This window comes from Olleya sp. AS48 (assembly GCF_038900355.1).
Lineage (GTDB): Bacteria > Bacteroidota > Bacteroidia > Flavobacteriales > Flavobacteriaceae > Olleya.
The window spans coordinates 39,114-57,235 of record NZ_JBBMRD010000010.1 but is presented as its reverse complement, the minus strand read 5'-3'; the positions used below and the strand labels follow the sequence as shown (position 1 = coordinate 57,235).

At 31.9% G+C, this 18,122-nt stretch carries 16 protein-coding genes; 12 read left to right on the top strand and 4 right to left on the bottom strand.

From position 1 onward, the window contains the following. Positions 1 to 15: 15 nt before the first annotated feature. Positions 16 to 1,677 (bottom strand): SulP family inorganic anion transporter, encoded by a 1,662-nt coding sequence (locus WNY60_RS12415; RefSeq protein WP_145000965.1) that lies wholly within the window; start codon positions 1,675 to 1,677, stop codon positions 16 to 18. Between the two features lie 96 nt (positions 1,678 to 1,773). On the opposite strand from WNY60_RS12415, the gene WNY60_RS12410 reads away from it, so the two are divergent. The 5 genes from WNY60_RS12410 to WNY60_RS12390 all read left to right on the top strand — a co-directional run bounded on the left by WNY60_RS12410 (position 1,774) and on the right by WNY60_RS12390 (position 8,574). After that, positions 1,774 to 3,504, top strand: a complete 1,731-nt coding sequence (locus WNY60_RS12410; protein WP_342862558.1) for a M14 family metallopeptidase — start codon at positions 1,774 to 1,776, stop codon at positions 3,502 to 3,504. Between the two features lie 79 nt (positions 3,505 to 3,583). Beyond that, positions 3,584 to 5,110, top strand: a complete 1,527-nt coding sequence (locus tag WNY60_RS12405; protein ID WP_145000968.1) for a bifunctional GNAT family N-acetyltransferase/carbon-nitrogen hydrolase family protein — start codon at positions 3,584 to 3,586, stop codon at positions 5,108 to 5,110. 107 nt (positions 5,111 to 5,217) lie between these two features. Beyond that, a complete protein-coding gene (locus WNY60_RS12400; RefSeq protein WP_339808476.1) occupies positions 5,218 to 6,663 on the top strand; it encodes a RimK family protein in 1,446 nt (481 codons plus the stop codon). Positions 6,664 to 6,665: 2 nt separating this feature from the next. Further along, complete coding sequence (locus tag WNY60_RS12395; protein ID WP_342862557.1) at positions 6,666 to 7,898, top strand: glutamate-cysteine ligase family protein; 1,233 nt, start codon at positions 6,666 to 6,668, stop codon at positions 7,896 to 7,898. Position 7,899: 1 nt separating this feature from the next. Next, complete coding sequence (locus tag WNY60_RS12390) at positions 7,900 to 8,574, top strand: N-formylglutamate amidohydrolase (protein ID WP_339808479.1); 675 nt, start codon at positions 7,900 to 7,902, stop codon at positions 8,572 to 8,574. Between the two features lie 55 nt (positions 8,575 to 8,629). Here the strand turns inward: WNY60_RS12390 and WNY60_RS12385 are convergent, their stop codons facing one another. Beyond that, positions 8,630 to 10,801, bottom strand: a complete 2,172-nt coding sequence (locus WNY60_RS12385) for a T9SS type A sorting domain-containing protein (RefSeq protein ID WP_342862556.1) — start codon at positions 10,799 to 10,801, stop codon at positions 8,630 to 8,632. Between the two features lie 168 nt (positions 10,802 to 10,969). Next, positions 10,970 to 11,551, bottom strand: coding sequence for an NUDIX domain-containing protein (locus tag WNY60_RS12380; protein ID WP_145000978.1), 582 nt, complete (start codon positions 11,549 to 11,551; stop codon positions 10,970 to 10,972). 120 nt (positions 11,552 to 11,671) lie between these two features. Between WNY60_RS12380 and pyrE the strand changes: the two genes are divergently transcribed. Continuing rightward, the gene (gene pyrE / locus WNY60_RS12375; protein WP_145000980.1) at positions 11,672 to 12,316 is read left to right on the top strand and encodes an orotate phosphoribosyltransferase; all 645 of its coding nucleotides are present in this window, start codon (positions 11,672 to 11,674) and stop codon (positions 12,314 to 12,316) included. A 59-nt stretch (positions 12,317 to 12,375) separates the two neighbouring features. Beyond that, complete coding sequence (locus WNY60_RS12370; protein ID WP_145000982.1) at positions 12,376 to 12,783, top strand: SRPBCC family protein; 408 nt, start codon at positions 12,376 to 12,378, stop codon at positions 12,781 to 12,783. Here WNY60_RS12370 and WNY60_RS12365 read toward each other — a convergent pair. After that, positions 12,767 to 13,492, bottom strand: coding sequence for a biotin--[acetyl-CoA-carboxylase] ligase (locus WNY60_RS12365; RefSeq protein WP_342862555.1), 726 nt, complete (start codon positions 13,490 to 13,492; stop codon positions 12,767 to 12,769). The two genes, WNY60_RS12370 and WNY60_RS12365, sit on opposite strands and share 17 nt — an antisense overlap. A 95-nt stretch (positions 13,493 to 13,587) precedes the next feature. On the opposite strand from WNY60_RS12365, the gene rsfS reads away from it, so the two are divergent. From rsfS to WNY60_RS12340, 5 genes are all read left to right on the top strand, one after another. Continuing rightward, entirely contained in the window at positions 13,588 to 13,959 is a 372-nt protein-coding gene (gene rsfS, locus WNY60_RS12360) for a ribosome silencing factor (RefSeq protein WP_028283834.1), read from the top strand. A gap of 9 nt (positions 13,960 to 13,968) precedes the next feature. Further along, positions 13,969 to 15,933, top strand: a complete 1,965-nt coding sequence (ftsH, locus tag WNY60_RS12355; protein ID WP_145000986.1) for an ATP-dependent zinc metalloprotease FtsH — start codon at positions 13,969 to 13,971, stop codon at positions 15,931 to 15,933. Between the two features lie 111 nt (positions 15,934 to 16,044). Further along, entirely contained in the window at positions 16,045 to 16,653 is a 609-nt protein-coding gene (locus tag WNY60_RS12350; protein ID WP_145000988.1) for an LUD domain-containing protein, read from the top strand. A 4-nt stretch (positions 16,654 to 16,657) separates the two neighbouring features. After that, positions 16,658 to 17,479 carry a phosphatidate cytidylyltransferase gene (locus tag WNY60_RS12345; protein WP_145000989.1) on the top strand — a complete coding sequence of 274 codons (822 nt, stop codon included), beginning with the start codon at positions 16,658 to 16,660 and terminating at the stop codon, positions 17,477 to 17,479. After that, on the top strand, positions 17,469 to 18,119 hold the full coding sequence (locus WNY60_RS12340) for a phosphatidylserine decarboxylase family protein (RefSeq protein WP_145000990.1): 651 nt from the start codon (positions 17,469 to 17,471) through the stop codon (positions 18,117 to 18,119). The genes WNY60_RS12345 and WNY60_RS12340 overlap by 11 nt, the downstream gene beginning before the upstream one ends. The last annotated feature ends 3 nt before the right edge of the window (positions 18,120 to 18,122 follow it).

The following is an 18,122-nucleotide window of genomic DNA, read 5'->3' as shown; positions in this document are numbered from 1 at the left end:
CTCGCCTTTTTTTATTTAAAATTTATACTCTGATAGTGGTTTAGGGAAATCTTCTGGATTAGCTGCTAAATGATACCTAGGATCATCAATAGCCTCTACAACAACCTCTCTAAACTTAGGACTAGATTTATATAGTAATACTTTACAATCTTCGCTTAAATGCTTTAAACGTATCTGCTTTCCTTCTTTCTCATACTTTTCAACTAAATTAAAAATAGCCTCTAATGCAGAATGATCACTCACACGAGATTCAACAAAATCTATTTCTATTTTCTCGGGATCGTTTTTAGCGTCAAACTTATCATTAAACGCTTGAATGCTTCCAAAAAATAATGGTCCCCAAATTTCGTAAACTTTAGTACCATCTTCTTTAATACGCTTTCTAGCTCTAATTTTTGTTGCGTTTTCCCAAGCAAATACTAAAGCCGAAATTATTACACCAATAAACACTGCTACTGCTAAATCAACAAATACTGTAACTAAGGATACCGTTATTAGTACCACTGCATCAGACATTGGTATTTTCTTTAATATTCTAAAACTAGACCATGCAAAAGTTTCGATTACCATCATAAACATTACACCTACTAAAGCTGCAATTGGCACCATTTCTATTAACTTATCTGCAAACAAAATAAAGGACAATAAAGTCACAGCCATCATAATTCCTGATAATCTACCACGTCCACCTGCATTAATGTTAATAACCGTTTGACCAATCATACCACAGCCACCTGTACCACCAAACAATCCTGACACAATGTTTCCTGCACCTTGCGCAACACATTCTCGGTTTCCGTTTCCTCTGGTTTCTGTTAATTCATCAACTAAATTCATAGTCATTAAGGACTCAATTAATCCAACAGATGCTGCTAAAAATGCAGGTAAAGCAATAAATTTTAAAGTATCTAAATTAAATGGTAATTTTTCCCAAAGCTCCATATTTGGTGTTGGAAATTCTCCTTTTAATCCTGTTCCTCCTCCTTCAATAATATAAGATCCTACAGTAGACACGTCCATATTAAAGCCAATAACAATTAAGCTGGTTACTAAAATAGCAGTTAATGCTGCAGGCAACTTTTTGGTTATTTTAGGTAATCCCCAAATAATTCCCATAGTTAATAATACCAATCCAATCATGGTATATAACTCAGAGCCTTGCATGTAGGTACTAACATATTCGTTTACTCCTGCATCAGATACTTTTAAGGATTTATGAGAAAACATTTTTACTTGAGCCATAAAAATAACGATAGACAAACCGTTTACAAATCCCATCATTACAGGATGCGGAATCAATCTAACAAATCTTCCTAATTTAAAAACACCTGCAAAAATTTGTATAATTCCCATTAAGACCACACAAGCCATCAGATAGAAAAACCCCATGTTTTCAATAGGTGTATCCATTAACATCCCTTTGGTATGACCATCCGCAATCATAGTTACAAAAATAACTGCTACAGCTCCTGCTGCTCCAGATATCAAACCTGGTCTACCACCAAAAATAGCTGTTATCAATCCAATAATAAAGGCACCTGATAATGCCATTAAAGGATCTATTTGCGCTACAAAAGCAAAAGCCACTACTTCTGGGATCATTGCTAAAGACACGGTTATTCCTGCTAATACATCATCTTTTGCGTTCGGAACTATTTTTCTAATAAACTCTGTCATTTCTTCAATTTTTCAAGCTGCAAAAGTACGTTTAATTACAACAATCACAAGTCTATAGTATTATATTTGTGTAACCGTTATTTAAAATTACAATTGATGAAAAAAATATTAGTCTTATTAATTTTAGTGGTTTCGTGTAAATCTACAACTAAAAAGGATTTTGATTTTGAAACTGTTTTTGAAAAATCTCAAGGATTAGAAACTGCCACTTACCAACAAACGATTCAGTATTACAAAGATTTAGCAACAGCTTATAATTCAATATCTATCGACTCTATTGGCAGCACGGATTCCGGAAAACCATTGCATTTAATCACATTAAATCCTGATGGAAATTTTGATTTTAAAACGATTAGAAACGATAAGCGTATTTTACTAATTAATAACGGAATACATCCAGGAGAATCTGATGGCATTGATGCCACTATGATGCTATTTAGAGATATTGCTTCCGGTAAAATTGAAGCACCTAAACATACTGTATTAGTCACAATTCCTGTTTATAATGTTGGAGGTAGTTTAAATCGAAACACTTCTACAAGAACAAACCAAAATGGCCCTAAAGCTTATGGGTTTAGAGGTAACGCTAGAAACTTTGATTTAAACAGAGATTTTATTAAAAGTGATACCAAAAATGCTAAGACTTTTGCTCAAATTTTTCACTTGGTAAAGCCTGATGTTTTTATAGACAATCACGTAAGTAATGGCGCAGATTACCAATATACTTTAACGCATTTATTTACGCAACACAATAAGCTTGGTGGTACTTTAGGTAATTATTTACACACCAAAATGCAACCTAACTTAGAAGCTAAGTTAGCAACTAAACAATGGGACATTACTCCATATGTTAACGTATTTAATAAAGTTCCAGAAGCTGGATTTAGTCAATTTATGGATAGTCCAAGATATTCTACGGGTTACACTACTTTGTTTAACACCTTAGGTATGATGGTTGAAACACACATGCTTAAACCATACAAACAACGTGTAGAAGGCACCTTTGAGTTAATGAAATCCATGATTGAAATTATAGAAGAAGACCATGAACAAATTAAATCTTTACGTCAAAACTACAACCAACAACTTATTGCAAAAAAGACTTACCCATTGCAATGGGAAATAGATACCACACAAACCACATCCTTAAATTTTAAAGGTTTTGAAGGTAATATTGTACCTAGTAACATTACAGATGCAGACCGTTTAAAGTTTGACAGAAGCAAGCCTTTTACAAAGCAAATTACCTATCAAAATTATTTTAAACCTAGTTTAGAAATCAACATACCACAAGCCTATATCATTCCACAAGGATGGTGGAATGTCATTGAGCTTTTAAAATTAAATGAGGTGGAGATGACACCACTAACCGCAGACTCTACTTTAACGGTTCAATCTTATAAAATTGACAACTACCAAACAAGGTCTCAAGCTTATGAAGGACATTACCAGCATTTTAATACAAGTATAAAAGTTTCGGAAGACGCCATTACATTTAATAAAGGCGATTATATTATTAAAACTAATCAAGAGGCTTTTAGATACCTAATTGAAACTTTAGAACCGCAAGCTCCTGATTCATTTTTTAACTGGAATTTTTTCGATACAATACTGCAACAAAAGGAAGGATTCTCGCCTTATGTTTGGGAAGATAAAGCCGAATTAATTTTAAGACAAGACCCAAAATTAAGAATCAATTTTAACCTTAAAAAATCTTACGACAAAGACTTTGCCTCAAATTGGTATGCTCAGCTTGACTGGCTTCACAAACAGAGTGTTAATTACGAAAAATCACATTTACAATACCCTGTTTATAGACTAAAATAATGTCTGAAAAATAATTTTTATTGTTGATTATTGGATAAATTTTTATATTACATTTACTTAAAATTTCAAGTAAATAAAAATGAATCCACAAGACATTGAAAATATAGAATTAGCATATCTAACTTTAGATGATTATCAAGAGTTAAAAGAAGCAATGCAAGAAGCATATAAATCTATGCCTAATCTATATTGGAGAGAAAATCAAATTAAAACTTTAATTGACAAGTTTCCGGAAGGACAAGTTGTTATTAAAATTAACAATCAAATCGCTGGTTGTGCTTTGTCTATAATAGTTGATTATGACAGGATTGAAGCAGAGCATACCTACGAGGATATTACTGGTAACTATACTTTTAATACACACACAAAATCTGGTGATGTATTATATGGAATTGATGTATTTATTAAACCTAAATTTAGAGGTTTACGCTTAGGTAGACGTTTATATGATTACAGAAAAGAGTTATGTGAAAAACTTAACTTAAGAGGTATTGTTTTTGGCGGTCGTATTCCTAATTTTCATAATTACCAAAACGAAATGACACCTAAGGAGTACATGGATAAGGTAAAAAGAAAAGAAATTCATGACTCAGTTTTAAATTTTCAAATCTCAAACGACTTTCACCCATTAAGAGTTTTGAAAGGCTATTTAGAAGGTGACAAAGATTCTGGGGAGTTTGCTGTACTATTAGAGTGGGATAATATTTATTATCAAAAACCATCTAAAAAAGCTGCTACCAAGAAAAAAGTGGTACGATTAGGTCTTATACAGTGGCAAATGCGCTTGTATAAAGATTTAGAAGAATTAATGCAACAAGCCGAATACTTTGTTGACGCAGTATCTGGATATAGATCTGACTTTGCATTATTTCCAGAGTTTTTTAATGCGCCTTTAATGGCAGATAATAACCATTTACCAGAGTCTGAAGCAATTAGAGAACTAGCAAAACACACAGAAGAAATCGTTCAGAAATTTTCAGAATTAGCCATATCATACAACATCAACATCATTACAGGAAGTTTTCCAGAAATGAAAGGGGATTTACTATATAACGTAGGCTATTTATGTAGACGTGATGGTACTTTGGAGCGTTATGAAAAACTTCATGTCACTCCTGACGAAGCTAAAGTTTGGGGAATGCAAGGTGGTACTAAATTAGAGGCTTTTGATACCGACTGTGGTAAAATAGGAATTTTGATATGTTACGATTCTGAGTTTCCAGAGTTAAGTAGACTTTTAGCAGACGAAGGTATGGACATCCTATTTGTTCCGTTTTTAACAGACACACAAAATGGATACTCTAGAGTACGCAATTGTGCACAAGCAAGAGCGATTGAAAACGAATGCTATGTAGCTATCGCAGGAAGCGTAGGTAATTTACCTAAAGTGCATAACATGGACATCCAATATGCGCAATCCATGGTATTTACACCATGTGATTTTGCCTTTCCAGCAAATGGAATAAAAGCAGAAGCAACAACCAACACAGAGATGATATTAATCGCAGATGTTGACATAGATTTACTACGCGAACTTAACCAGTTTGGTAGCGTTAGAAACCTAAGAGACAGACGTAAAGACATCTTTAGCTTAACTAAAAAATAAGCCAAAATTATTTATTAAAAATTTAACTAAACTGGTTTTACATTTTGTAAAACCAGTTTAAAAATAATATAACTTTACATAAATTAATATCGCGATCTTCGCATAAAATGAACAAATACATTGTTGTCAATCAACCAGAAAAATGGCATTTTTCGATTGAGAATATTACGGTAATTTCATCGCAAGATTATCTTACCAATCCTAAATTTTCGCTTTTAAAAAAAGCAAGAATATTTAATCTTTGCAAAGATTATAGTTACCAATCCAAAGGTTACTACGTCTCGCTTTTAGCCGAAGCTAGAGGTCATTTAGCCATTCCAACAGTAAGAAACATTGTAGATTTAAAAACACTTAAACTAGTCAAAATAGTTTCCGACGAGTTTGACGATGTTATACAACAAAGCCTAAAAAGCATTAAGTCTAGAGAGTTTACTTTAAGTATATACTTTGGTCAAAATGTGGCACAAAAATATAAAGAGCTAAGCAGTTTGTTTTATAAACATTTTCAAGTTCCTTTTTTACGCGTAAATTTTCATCATAATAATAAGTGGAATATACAAAGTATTAAAGCTATTTCAGAATCAGAAATCCCTAGTGATCATCTTGAAAGTGTCAACCTTTTTGCTAATCAGTATTTTGCTAAAAAACGTTACGACACACCTAAACTAACAACATCAGATTTTGACTTAGCTATTTTGGTCAATCCAAACGATCCTGCTCCTCCTAGCAATACAAAAGCTTTAAAAAAGTTTATAGACATTGCTGAAAAGATGAATATTTATGCTGAAATTATAGAGCCTAAAGATTTAAGTCGTTTGTCCTCTTTTGACGCTTTATTTATAAGACAAAGTACTGAAGTTAATAATGAAGCCTATGCATTTGCGCGTAAAGCACAGCAAGAAGGTATCGCTATTATTGATTACCCAGAAGCAATTTTAAAATGCTGCAACAAAGTGTACATGGCAGAAGCGTTAAACAATGCTCATATTGCGACTCCAAAAACAGTAATTGTCCACAAGGAAAACAGAGCCTTAGTCTTAGAACAAGTTGGTTTACCTTGTGTATTAAAAGCACCAGATAGCACGTTCTCATTTGGAGTAAAAAAGGCTAAAACAGCTAAAGAATATGACACCTTGGTAACAGATATGCTAAAAGAGTCCGATTTAATTATTGCACAAGAGTTTTGTCCTTCAGATTATGATTGGCGCATTGGCATTATCGACGATGTCCCATTTTATGCTTGTAAATATTATATGGCTAAAGGACATTGGCAAATCTATAACTGGAATGCTGACAAAAAAAATGATCAAGATGGTGACGCTGATTGCCTGCCTATAGAAGACGTCCCAAAGGATGTAATTACTATGGCAATAAAATCTGCAAAACTAATGGGTAAAGGCTTGTATGGTATTGATATAAAAGTGGTCAATAACAAACCAATGGTTATTGAAATAAATGACAATCCAAATATAGACTATGGCGTGGAGGATGCCTATTATGGCGATTTAGTTTACACTAAAATACTACAGGCTTTAAAAACTAGGTTAGAATAATTATGTCTAAAAAATATCACTTATTTGAAGTTTACGGAATAGAGCTAGAATATATGTTAGTAAACACTAACAGCTTTAAAGTTGCTCCTATTGTGGATGTATTACTTACTAAAAAAAATGGTAAAATAACTTCTGATATCGAAAACGGATCTATCGCATGGAGCAATGAATTGGTTGGACATGTTGTTGAAATTAAAACGAATGGACCAACTAACGATTTAAATAATCTTGCAGAAGCATTTCATCAAAACATCATAGAAATAAATGATTTATTAAAACCTTTAAATACAAAACTACTACCTACAGCGTCTCATCCTACTATGAATCCCTTAAAGGACACACAACTATGGAAACACAGTTATAGTGAAGTTTACGAGTTGTACAACAGGATTTTTGATTGTAAAGGTCATGGTTGGAGTAATGTGCAAAGTACACACATTAACTTACCCTTTTATGATGATAAAGAGTTTGAAAAACTACATGCAGCCATCAGGATAATTTTACCACTAATCCCTGGTTTATGTGCAAGTTCGCCTATTTTAGATGGTAAAATTACAGGATTTAAAGACACTAGATTAGAATATTATAAAACCAATCAAAAAGAAATTCCAGAAATGACTGGATTGGTTATACCAGAGCGTGTTTTTACAAAAGCGGATTACTACGCTACCATTTTTGAACCCATAAAACAAGTCATTAAAAAGTATGACACAAATAATATTTTAGATCATCATTTTTTAAATAGTCGTGGTGCAATTGCAAGGTTTGATCGAAATGCTATAGAAATTAGACTAGTCGACATTCAAGAGTGTCCAAAAGCTGACATTGCTATTTGCGCATTAATAATTGAAGTCTTAAAGCTTTTAGCTAATGAAGATACAACAAGTCTTAAAAAGCAAAAAAAATGGTTAAAGCAGGATTTGTTTTCTATTTTAAACGCAGTAATTAAAGATGGTGAAGCATATAACATCTCTAACTTAGATTACCTTGAGTTATTTGGAATAAAGCAAGCCTCTAATGTTAAAAACGTGTGGCAACAACTATATATATTAGTAAAAGATAATATTTCGAAGGACTACCAAAACGCATTAGAAGTCATTTTTAATCATGGTACGCTTTCAACCAGAATTGTTAAAGCGTTGAATCATGATGTTTCGGTTAAAAATATTGAATTGGTTTATAAACAATTAGCAACATGTTTGGAGGAAAACAAAATGTTTATTCCTATAAATTAAAATGAAATTAGTCATTACTTGTGAACATGGTGGCAATGCTATTCCTTTAGAATATAAACCCTATTTTTTAGATACTTCAGTTTTAAAAACACACAAAGGTTATGACTTAGGTGCATTGGATGTATTTAATTATTTAAAGCCTATTGCTGATTATTCAAATTTTAGTACTACAAGTCGTTTATTAATAGAATTAAATAGGTCTACTAATAATAAAAATTTATTTTCAGCATACACAAAAACACTGACAACAAAACAGAAACAAAGTCTAATTAACACGTATTATAATGACTACAGGCAAGCTGTAACAAAGTATATAGCATCAATCATAAACAACAATTTAAGTGTCATACATCTGTCTATTCATTCTTTTACACCTGTTTTAAACAATGCTATAAGAGACTGTGACATTGGTCTTTTATACGACTCTAGAAGGATTCAAGAAAAGCAATATGCAATGTCATTCAAAAAAAATATTTTAGCTTTAAATCCGGAGTATCGTGTCAGATTTAATTATCCCTATTTAGGAAAAGCCGATGGCTTTACAACTGCATTAAGACAACAATTTAAAAACAATTATATAGGCATTGAGGTAGAAATAAATCAGTCTTTTGCTGTAAATAATAAAATGCCAGAAAAGCTAAAACATGTTTTAAAGCAAAGCATTATTAATTTTTAAACATAAAAAAACCGTTACAATTTGTAACGGTTTTTTTATTATTTAACGTAATTGGTTATTTTCTAACCATTATCTTTTTAGTAAGTTGTCTTACTTCTGAGTTTAACTTAAGGATATAAAAACCTGCTGCTAAATCTGAGGTATTAATAGTATTACTATTGTTAGATAACTTACCTGTAAGTATTAATTTACCATTAACATCAATCATAGCGTAGTTAAGAACTTCATTTTTAAGTAAATCTACGTTAATATTTAATTGTGTTACTACTGGATTAGGGAACAATCTAATATCTGCAGATAATTGTGCTTCAATAGCTTGATTGCCTTTAACCTGATCAACAGCTATACTACTATTTCTGTCTGTAGACCCAGTTACAATCACCATTAATGGGCTACCAACAGTATCCAGATCTGCGCATATTTGGTTGTTTTCTATTAAATCTAAAACATCAGAAGCAGTTGACGTACCCAATACTAAATCGTTTAAATCTAATGTCTCTGGATCAAAAGCTAAAGTATGTACTGTGTAAAAACCTCCCATTTCTGGAATATCTAATACTAAGCTTTCACTAAACCCAACAATTGTTAAATCATCTCCTTTAGTGATTACTGTAGCTAAACTATAACCATCAGGTAAAATAGCATCGTTATTTAAATTAACTGTTACAGTAGACGCAACACCAGGAATAACTATAGCTAATCCACTAGAGATCGTTGAAGTTCCTGCAAAGGTAGCTTGACAAGCTAATACATCAACTAAAGTAAAGTTAATGGATTGCGTATCACATTGTGTGCCTGAAGCATTATCCTCTGAAAATAATTGAGATACTATTTGGTAAGAACCTGCTTCTAAATCCCAAGCAGCTGCTGTAGGATAAGAATATGGTAATGTGTTATCTGTTACCACAACAGAAGCACCTGTGGTTACATTAGTAATTGTAGTAGAAACACTTTGTGAAGCTCCTGTAATTAAAGTTGCTATTGCAAATCCTGATGGTAAATCTGTAACATTATATGTTTGACCTTCAGTGATTGTTAAATCATCAGTTCCATTTGAGAAAGCAAACGCATCAATCGTACCACAAGGCTCTTCACAATTAATTGTAAATGTTACACAAGTGTTATCACATGCTGTTCCACTAGCATAGTTTTCTTGAAAAATACTAGCACATATTTTAAATGTACCGCAACCATGTGACCAAACTGAATTAGTTGCACCTGGATAAGTGTATGGAATTGCATTTTCTGTTTTAGTAAATACCTCTCCAGTATCTAAGTTAGTTAAAGTAAAAAATGCACTTTCTAAATTTCCTGAGGTTAATAAGTTGATATTAAAATCTGCTGGAAGATTATCTAAATCATAATTTGCTTCATCTACAATCGCTACAGTAGCGTCAGCAAAATTTGAAAACTCATATCCTACAATTTGACTACACGTTGTTTCATCAATTGTAAAATAGATAACCTCTTCATCACATAAAGTCCCTTGAAAATAATTGTTTTCAAATATTTTTCCTATTAATTTAAAGTCTCCTGTTCCGTAACACCATGCTGCATTTCCTCCTGGAATTGTATAAGGTGTATAGTTTTCACCAACATTAAATGTTTGACCAGTTGTTAAGTTTACTAATATTAAATTAGCACTTTCCGACGCTCCATCAACTAATAAGTCAACATAAAAGTTATTTGGTAGGGCATCTAATGCATAAGTTTCATTATTTGTTATTGTCACATCTTGAGATCCATTTGTAAACTGAAATCCAGAAATTTCTCCACATGTTTCCTCTGGCTGACAAGTAATAGTAAATCTAATAGTTTCACTATCGCAATATGTCCCACAGCTATCGTATTTGTACAATTTAGCTTTAACTTCAAAATTACCACAACCATAGTTCCATGCGCCATTTCCTCCTGGAAAAGTATAAGGCAAATGATTTTCGTTTACGTTATAACATTGTCCTGTGTCTAAATTTCTAACATAAAATTTAGCACTTTGTGAGTAACCACTAACTAATAAGTTAACGTAAAAGTTATTTGGAAGATCGTTAATGTAGTAAGATTGGTTATGGCTAATTGCTGTAGTCGTCGATCCGTTAGAGAATTCAAAGCCTGCAATAGAACCACAATAGGTGTCTTCTAAGGCAAATGATTGAAAAGAAAAAGTCATTGCTAACAAGACTAGCATTGCTTTAAAATTAACCAATCGGTTAAGTAATTTTGTATACATACTGTGAGGGTTTTAAATTAATTACATTTACAAGTGCGAAAATAATTAACTGAATTCTCCTACAATAAAATATTGGCTAAAGTGTATAAAATTAACCATTAAAAGATAAAATGCTAAATACCTAGGACAAAACACACTACTGTGTTTTTTTTATAAAAAAATATGGTTTTAAAATAATAATTTAATATTAGCATAAGATTTTTTTAAAGCTTCAGATGCAGCCTCCTGATCTAACCACTCTACTTTTGTTATTCCTTCGTTTAATTGCGGAAATAAATTACCTTCAAATGAAGAATGCATTTCAAACCAATACGTAATTTTAAGTTTAGACTTACCATTTCGTTTAAAAATGTGGTAAGTAATAGGTAACGGTTTTATAATTTTTAATTTGGATACACCAGTTTCTTCAGCGACTTCTCTAATCGCTGTTTCTTCTATAGTTTCTCTTTTTTCTGTTTTACCTTTTGGCAAATCCCATTTATCATTTCTGTATATAAAAAGTATTTCACCTTTATCATTAAAGACTTTACCACCTCCTGCAACTACATTTGGTAATTTTTTCTTGAAGGATTTTAATAATTTATCGTCACTATGTCCAATTAATCTAACAGAATTTATCGATTTTTTGGACAGCGTATGGAGTACTAAATCCAAATCCACATCCTTAAGTAAAAAGTTTTTAAAATCAGTTTCTTTTTCCACCTTAGTAGTCAAAAAGATAGGCTTATCGTTTACAAAAATGCATTGCATAAAAAATAGTAGCTAGTTATAAATAGGTAAAAATATTAAAATTAATGACATTGAGACTTTATGCTAATTTATTTTAAAATTAATTTTAAGTAAAATTAAATAAATCTGTACTTTTGCCATATGATTTTTAACAAGCAAACTGCCAGACAAACAGCACAAGTTTTATTACAAATAAATGCAATAAAACTACAACCTAGCAATCCATTTACTTGGGCTTCAGGTTGGAAATCGCCAATCTATTGTGACAATCGTGTTGTACTATCCTATCCTCCAATAAGAAATTATATTAGAGAGGAAATGAGTAAATTTATTGAAGAACATTACGGAAAACCAGATGTTATTGCAGGTGTTGCAACAGGAGCTATTGGGATTGGGATGTTAGTGGCTGAATATTTAGGGCTACCTTTTATATATGTTAGACCTGAAGCCAAAGGACATGGTCGTAAAAACCAAATAGAAGGTCATATAGAAAGTGGTCAAAATGTAGTCGTTGTTGAAGATTTAATTAGTACCGGAAAAAGCAGTCTTAATGCTGTCAAAGCGTTAAAAGAAGCTAATGTAAATGTAAAAGGAATGATTGCAATATTTTCCTATGGGTTTGACGTAGCAAAAGAAAATTTTGAAAAAGAAAATATCACTTTACACACCTTAAGTAATTACGAAAGTTTACTAACGGAAGCTGCATCTAGCAACTATATCTCTGAAAAAGAAATTGAGACATTAGGTCGCTGGAATGCCAATCCAAGCGTTTGGAACGTTAATTGATATTAAATTAATAGCAATACTATAAAACACTATTAATTTTAAATAACTTAAATACAAATATGAAACTAGAAAGCCCTAAAGTAACTTTAGATAAATCTCCAGAAGAGACCTTTATTTTTTTAAGCGATGTCAAAAACTTTAAAAACTTAATGCCTGAAAACATAAGTAAATTTGAAGTTTTAGGTGAAGACAAATTTTTATTTGCACTTAAAGGAATGCCAGAAATTGTCTTAAAAAAGAAAGAAATGACACCAAACAGCAAAATTGTTTTAGGTGCAGCTGGTGGAAAAATAGATTTTTCGTTAACAGGAAATATCACTGAAGTTGAAGCTAATAAAAGTGAAGTACAATTAACTTTTGAAGGCGAATTTAATGCCATGATGGCTATGATGATAAAAGGACCTATCAATAAATTTATCGAAACCTTAGCTACCAACATGCCTCAAGCAATTAATACAATAGCTTAATCGTTTTTAAATCATAGGTTTTTAAAACTTGATCTTCTATTAAGACCTCAAGTAAACCATGCTCAGAAACACCTTTTATAATACCAGAAAACAAACCTTCGGCAGTTTTAAATGTTGAAGGTTTTTCTTTTCTAAATAAATAAGATTCGTATTGCGATTTTATCCTATTAGTATCCTTACCTAAAAGGTCTAATTGTATTTCTAGCTGTTTTAGGATTATATGTAATATTTCATCTAAATCATAATTAACTCCTGTTACATTTTTTAAAGAGCTTGCTTGAGGTAAGCCATTAAAATCTAACTGATTTATATTAAGTCCAATACCAATTATTGAAGATTCAATAACGCTTTGTTTTATGACATTTTCAATCAAAACACCACACACTTTTTGATTAGCTGACAAAATGTCGTTAGGCCATTTTATGCTTAATTTAGGAATATTTAACTGCTCTAACGCTTTAATAATAGCCAAAGCTACTGACATGCTAATATAAAATTGAGACTCAAACGGAAACAAATTTAATTTTTTATAAACACTAAACGTAAGGTTTTTAAAGGGTTGAGATTGCCAAAGTGTACCCATTTGACCACGACCATTTGTTTGATGACTAGTCACAATTGTAGTAAAATCTTGCACTGGACTGTCCAAACTAAGATTGCGAAGAAACCTATTTGTAGAATCGGTGGCATTAAGTTTGATTATACGCATATTAAATAATTATCTTCGTATTGTAAAATCTTATGATTTTTTTAGAGTATAAAGAACTTAAAAATAATAACTTTGCACAAATTTAAATTAAATTAATGGCGAAACAACAACCAAATATTGATGCCCTAATCGCTACAGTGATAGAAGGTATTGAAGATGTAAAAGGAAAAGAAATAAATATTCTTGATTTAAGAGAAATTGAAAATACGGTTTGTGACTACTTCGTAATTTGCGAAGGTACTTCTAACACTCAAGTAAACGCTATTGTTAATTCCATACAAAAAAAAGTTAGTAAAACACTTAAGGATAAGCCTTGGCACATAGAAGGAGAAGATAATGCTGAGTGGATACTTATGGATTATGTTAACGTTGTGGTACACGTTTTTCAAAAACATATCAGAGAATATTACGATATAGAAAGTCTTTGGGGTGATGCTAAAGTTACTGTTATCGAAACAAACTATTAAACACATTACATGGCAGATAAAAATAAAAAAGCAGCACCTAAAAAACCTAAATTTAGTCCATACTGGATTTATGGAGGAATTATAATTTTCTTTATTGCTCTTCAAATTTTTGGAAGTAGTGCTAGTACAGAAAATAAAACCTCGCCTTCACAGTTTTTTGAATTTTTAAAAGAAGGTGATGTAGAAAAGGTAGATATTGTAAATGAAACAACAGCTAAAATCTATTTAAGAAAAGAAGCTGAAAGTAAGGAAGTGCACAAAAAATCTAAACCTACTTCTATTTTTCCATCAACAACAAAAATGCCAAATTACTCATTTCAATTTGGAGACTTAGCGTTGTTTCAGGAATCAATCGAGAATATCAACAAGGATTTAGACCAAGATAAAAAAGCACAAGTAACCTTTACAATAGAGAGCAATCCTTGGGGAGAATTACTTTTTAGCTTACTTCCATTTATACTATTAATTGGTGTATGGATTTTTATAATGCGTCGTATGTCTTCTGGAGGTGGTGGAGGTGCTGGTGGACAGATTTTTAATATTGGAAAATCTAAAGCTAAGCTATTTGACGAAAACTCTGAAGTTAAGACAACATTTAAAGATGTAGCTGGATTAGAAGGTGCAAAAGAAGAAGTTCAAGAAATTGTAGACTTCCTTAAAAACCCTTCAAAATACACAAACTTAGGTGGTAAAATACCAAAAGGAGCCTTATTAGTAGGACCTCCAGGAACAGGTAAAACATTATTAGCAAAAGCAGTTGCAGGAGAAGCAAAAGTACCTTTCTTCTCATTATCTGGATCTGACTTTGTCGAAATGTTTGTTGGTGTTGGTGCTTCTAGAGTAAGAGACCTTTTTAAACAAGCTAAAGAAAAATCTCCAGCAATAATATTTATTGACGAGATTGATGCTATTGGTAGAGCTAGAGGTAAAAACGCAATGTCAGGAAGTAACGACGAGCGTGAAAACACACTTAACCAACTATTAACTGAAATGGATGGTTTTGGTACTAATACAAATGTAATTGTATTAGCTGCCACTAACAGAGCAGATATATTAGACAACGCATTAATGCGTGCAGGTAGATTTGACAGACAAATACATGTTGATTTACCTAACCTAACAGAGCGTAAAGCAATATTTGAAGTTCACCTTAAGCCACTTAAGAAGGCAGAAGGATTAGATATTGAATTTCTATCAAAACAAACACCTGGATTTTCTGGTGCTGACATAGCTAATTTATGTAATGAAGCTGCTTTAATCGCTGCAAGAAAAGATAAAAAAGCAGTTGAAAAACAAGACTTTTTAGACGCAGTTGACCGTATTGTAGGAGGTTTAGAAAAACGAAGCAATTTATTCTCTGTAGAAGAGAAAAAGACCATTGCTTATCACGAAGCTGGACACGCAACAGTTAGTTGGTTTTTAGAACACGCAGATCCATTAGTAAAAGTAACTATAGTACCTAGAGGTCGTAGTTTAGGAGCTGCTTGGTACCTTCCTCAAGAAGCATACATTACAAGAACAAGCAAGTTTTTAGACGAGATTTGTGTTACAATGGGTGGACGTGCTGCCGAGAAAATAATCTTTGATCAAATTTCTACTGGAGCTTTAAGTGACCTAGAAAACGTAACCAAAAAAGCTAAAGCTATGGTTATGATATATGGATTAAATGAAAAGGTTGGTAACATTACATTTTATGATCCAGCAGGAGAAAATGGCTTTGTTAAACCATATAGTGAAAAGACTGCAGAGTTAATAGATAACGAAATTAAAAATATCGTTGAAACTGAATTCCAAAGAGCTTTAACACTATTAGAATCTAAAAAAGATGTTCTTAAAAAATTAGCAGAAAGACTAATTGAAAGAGAAGTTATTTTTAAAGATGACCTTGAAGAAATCCTTGGTAAACGCCCATTTGATAACCATGAAACTAAACTTGTTATTGAAGAAGCAGCAACCAACAACGAAGAGGAATAGTATATAAAACACAAATAAGTATTAAAAATCTTAGATTATCTCGTTTGATAGTCTAAGATTTTTTATATTTGATATTCCCATTAACGTAATTCTGATTATAGCAAAGTGTAAATGAGCCTTTTTAGAAAATTATTTAGTTCTAAATCTCAAGTAGAAAAGGAGGATCTAAAGTCCGACGACAGAGGCAAATATATGCCTAAAGAAGAGCTACCTATTGACGAAAGTTTTACTATAAACTTTAAAGAAAATGGTGGCAAATTCCTGTATTGTGACTCTTTAGACGAAGTTTACGACAACCTAAACAATATAATACTAGAAAATAACTGGGAAGATCATTCTGCTTATTTTTATGACAATAACTTGAAAGATAAATTTAAATCTTCTCAACTTAAAATCAGTGACAAACTATCAGAATGCACTTATTTTATAACCACTTGCGAAAACCTAATAGCTAATGATGGCTCTTTATTGGTTAGCTCTAACCAGCTAGCTGAAAAAAAACTTAACGAATTCCCTAATAACGTTATAGTATTTGCAACTACAAGTCAAATAATATCAAACATAGGCGAAGGATTAAGAGAAATAAAGCATAAGAATAGTGTAAAAATACCTACTAACATCACAACTATTAAACATTTTAAGCTACAAGAGGAAAAAGACTTTTTATCTTACGGAAGCAGTACAAAAAACTTATATTTGCTGCTTTTAGAAGACCTTTAGTTTTATGAACGAAACCCTTACAAGAGCGCTATCAGGATTCTTATACGTAAGTTTACTTGTTGCATCATTATTAAACCAGCACGCATTTATCGTGTTGTTTTTTGTGTTTGGGCTAATTTGTTTAATAGAGTTTTGTAAACTTATACAGCTTAAAAGCGTCGCACCTTATATAATATTCACAATTCTATATTTTGTATTTGGCTATTGGCAATTTGTAATGAACTCTAACAAAGGACTAGATGAAGCCACGCAAATATTACAGGTACTTACCATTTTTGTGCAGTTAATTTTAATAAAGGATTTATTTTCCGAAAAGAAAATTCCGCTATTTAGCTCAAAACGTTTTATAATCACCACCTTTTATTTAACTAGTGGCTTTGTGTTTTTAGTACTAATAGCTAACCACAAAGGATCGTTTACACCAGAGTACATTTTAGGATCCTTTATATTGGTTTGGATTAACGATACCTTTGCTTATTTGGTTGGTAAAAATTTTGGAAAACAAAAACTGTTTCCAAGTATATCACCTAAAAAAACGGTTGAAGGCTTTTTAGGCGGACTATTTTTCGCTTCAATTGCCAGCTATTTTATTCATATATTTACAGAAACTTTAACCTTTACTAATTGGTTAATTCTAAGCATTATAATTAGTGTATTTGGCACACTTGGAGACTTAATTGAATCCAAATTTAAACGTCAAGCAAACGTAAAGGACAGTGGTGTAATCATGCCAGGACATGGAGGTTTAATGGACCGTTTTGACAGTATGATTTTTGCAGCTCCTTTTATTTATTTATTTCTAAGAATTTTAAAATATGTTTCATAAAGAAGGCTTTAAAATAATTGCAATCACTTTCCTATTAGTGGCAATTTTAGCGGTTGTTGTTGATAAATTTGTAGCATTACAATGGTTACAATATTTACTATTTTTCACACTTTTTGTTTTTCTATTCCTTATTCTACAGTTTTTTAGAAACCCAAAAAGATTAACCGTATTAAATGACAACACAGTCGTTTCTCCTGTTGATGGAAAAGTAGTTGTTATTGAAGAAGTATATGAACCTGAATATTTTAAAGAAAAACGCTTACAAGTAAGTGTATTTATGTCTCCAATTAACGTGCATGTTACACGCTACCCTATTGGTGGACAAGTAGCTTATAGTAAGTATCATCCAGGAAAATACCTTGTAGCTTGGCATCCAAAAGCAAGCACAGAAAACGAACGTACAACAGTGGTAGTAGATAACCCATTATACGGTAAAGTTTTATATAGACAAATTGCTGGAGCATTAGCTAAGCGAATTGTAAATTATGCTAAAGAAGGAGACGCTGCTAACCAAGGAGAAGACTCTGGGTTTATTAAATTTGGTTCGAGAGTAGATTTATTTTTACCTTTGGACACTAACATTAAGGTTGCCTTAAACCAAAAAGTAAAAGGAGGCGAAAGTATTATTGCCGAAATTTAATAG

Excerpts from the sequence above, each read along its gene's own strand:
- WNY60_RS12340 (WP_145000990.1), top strand. The coding sequence starts at position 17,469 with ATGTTTCATAAAGAAGGCTTTAAAATAATTGCAATCACTTTCCTATTA.
- WNY60_RS12390 (WP_339808479.1), top strand. The coding sequence starts at position 7,900 with ATGAAATTAGTCATTACTTGTGAACATGGTGGCAATGCTATTCCTTTA.
- pyrE (WP_145000980.1), top strand. The coding sequence starts at position 11,672 with ATGATTTTTAACAAGCAAACTGCCAGACAAACAGCACAAGTTTTATTA.
- WNY60_RS12365 (WP_342862555.1), bottom strand. The coding sequence starts at position 13,492 with ATGCGTATAATCAAACTTAATGCCACCGATTCTACAAATAGGTTTCTT.
- WNY60_RS12405 (WP_145000968.1), top strand. The coding sequence starts at position 3,584 with ATGAATCCACAAGACATTGAAAATATAGAATTAGCATATCTAACTTTA.
- WNY60_RS12380 (WP_145000978.1), bottom strand. The coding sequence starts at position 11,551 with ATGCAATGCATTTTTGTAAACGATAAGCCTATCTTTTTGACTACTAAG.
- WNY60_RS12385 (WP_342862556.1), bottom strand. The coding sequence starts at position 10,801 with ATGTATACAAAATTACTTAACCGATTGGTTAATTTTAAAGCAATGCTA.
- WNY60_RS12410 (WP_342862558.1), top strand. The coding sequence starts at position 1,774 with ATGAAAAAAATATTAGTCTTATTAATTTTAGTGGTTTCGTGTAAATCT.
- WNY60_RS12350 (WP_145000988.1), top strand. The coding sequence starts at position 16,045 with ATGAGCCTTTTTAGAAAATTATTTAGTTCTAAATCTCAAGTAGAAAAG.
- ftsH (WP_145000986.1), top strand. The coding sequence starts at position 13,969 with ATGGCAGATAAAAATAAAAAAGCAGCACCTAAAAAACCTAAATTTAGT.
- WNY60_RS12400 (WP_339808476.1), top strand. The coding sequence starts at position 5,218 with ATGAACAAATACATTGTTGTCAATCAACCAGAAAAATGGCATTTTTCG.
- WNY60_RS12395 (WP_342862557.1), top strand. The coding sequence starts at position 6,666 with ATGTCTAAAAAATATCACTTATTTGAAGTTTACGGAATAGAGCTAGAA.
- rsfS (WP_028283834.1), top strand. The coding sequence starts at position 13,588 with ATGGCGAAACAACAACCAAATATTGATGCCCTAATCGCTACAGTGATA.
- WNY60_RS12370 (WP_145000982.1), top strand. The coding sequence starts at position 12,376 with ATGAAACTAGAAAGCCCTAAAGTAACTTTAGATAAATCTCCAGAAGAG.
- WNY60_RS12345 (WP_145000989.1), top strand. The coding sequence starts at position 16,658 with ATGAACGAAACCCTTACAAGAGCGCTATCAGGATTCTTATACGTAAGT.
- WNY60_RS12415 (WP_145000965.1), bottom strand. The coding sequence starts at position 1,677 with ATGACAGAGTTTATTAGAAAAATAGTTCCGAACGCAAAAGATGATGTA.